This window comes from Collinsella sp. LCP19S3_F2 (assembly GCF_052121015.1).
Lineage (GTDB): Bacteria > Actinomycetota > Coriobacteriia > Coriobacteriales > Coriobacteriaceae > Collinsella.
This window is the reverse complement of sequence record NZ_JBQKFA010000024.1, coordinates 1-1652: the sequence shown is the minus strand read 5'-3', so window position 1 is coordinate 1652 and position 1652 is coordinate 1. Positions and strand designations below refer to the sequence as shown.

Genomic DNA, 1652 nt, shown 5'->3' with positions numbered 1-1652 from the left:
GCCAGCCCCAGCTCCCGGGTCGCCCGGTGAAGGCGAGGAAGAAGGGCGTGAAGGGAGCGAAGAGCGTTGCTGCCTAGGCTAGCCCCTTGTCACACAAACTACCGAAGCCTCCTTTTTTCACCTGCTGAAGGTTATCAATCTTCTTATTGAGTATCTCGGCATTCTTTCTTCTGCCAATGCCCTGGCGGGCAGATCCACCCCCCTTTCGGCTGGTTCGGGGGCACAGGCATGCCCTGACGGGCAGATCCACCGCCCTTTCGGCTTGTTCGGGGTCGCAGGCATGCCCTGGCGGGCAGATCAGCGCCTTTTCGGCAGGTTCGGGGGCGCAGGCATGCCCTGACAGACGGCTGCATTGCCCATATGCGTTTTGCGCGCGAGGACCCTGTTGCTCCTGTCAAAAGCGTGGCGAAATGAAGTGGCCCAAAAGAGGGCAGCAGAATACCGAAATCCCAGCTTGAAATAGCTCAGCTATTTGTCACTGTGCGGTTCTGCCTGCTATGATTAGCCATGCACTGCTGGGGAAGACTCATCCGCTAGAATTGCTTGGACGAAAGGAGACGCAATGGTACTCGACAGATACGCGCGATTTGCTGACAGCGCCGACGTGCTCTCTTGCCCCCTTTGCCACAGCGCCCTGAAGCTGCAGGAAGGGAGCCTCGTATGTCCGAAGAGGCACTGCTTCGATATCGCAAAGCAGGGGTACGTAAACCTTCTAGGGCCCTCCAGGCAGTCAGCCCACTACAGCAAAGAATCCTTTGAGAGCCGCATGGCAATCCTGGAGGCAGGGTATTACGACCACGTGAAAGAAGCCGTCCTCACCGCGGTAGGAAGGGCCCTTTCCCCAAGCGAGGGTCCTGCAGCTGTGAACGCGACGCCATTCCGCGTGCTCGACGCGGGATGCGGAGAAGGCTTCTATGCACGTGCAATCCGAGAAAACCTCTGTGTCGACGTGGTGGCGTTTGACCTCTCAAAAGACGCCATGCTGATGGCGGCCCGCCACGATTCCAGAAAGGCGGTCAAATGGCTGGTTGGCGACCTGACGAACATCCCCGTGCTGAAAGGCTCCATCAACTGCGTGGTGGACGTATTCGCTCCCTCGAACTACGACGAATTCAAGCGCGTTCTCACCCCAACCAGAAACGCCTCCGCGCCAGGAGTGCTGGTCAAAGTGGTTCCAGGCAGCAATCATCTTACGGAGCTGCGCCACCTTGCTGAAGGATCTTTGCGCAGCAAGGAATACTCAAACCAGCTGGTGACCGATTGCTTTGAGAAGCACTTCAAGATGACCGACCGCATCAAGGTGACGCGCACCTTCGAGATGTCCGAAAGGGACGTCCGCGTGTTCGCCGAGATGACGCCGCTGCTGTTCGGCATCGACGCGGAGTCCCTAAATCTATCGCGTGTGAAAAGCATCACCATCGAGGCTGAATTGCTGGTGGGCACCCCTCGCTCCCAAGGCCCTTCATGAGCTCAGCCAGCTCATCATCCTCTTAATTGCAGGGCTGAAGGACAGCCCTTGTCAACCGCCCCAGAAGAAATCTGGCTCTTCGGTGGTTTCTGTGGGAGAGATTCCGGCATAGGCCCAGCTCAGCGGGCGAAAACAACGATCTGGAACTGAAACGGCCCCGGGAGGGGCCGTTTCCGCGTCATCC

General features: G+C 58.2%; 1 protein-coding gene and 1 pseudogene. Both read left to right on the top strand.

Annotated features, from left to right (window positions below; translation table 11 throughout):
• Window positions 1-562 precede the first annotated feature (562 nt).
• Window positions 563-703, top strand: a pseudogene (locus ACTQX9_RS09470) (putative RNA methyltransferase); the annotation flags it as partial.
• A 63-nt stretch (window positions 704-766) separates the two neighbouring features.
• Window positions 767-1468 carry a methyltransferase domain-containing protein gene (locus tag ACTQX9_RS09465; protein WP_052241580.1) on the top strand — a complete coding sequence of 234 codons (702 nt, stop codon included), beginning with the start codon at window positions 767-769 and terminating at the stop codon, window positions 1466-1468.
• Window positions 1469-1652 lie beyond the last annotated feature (184 nt).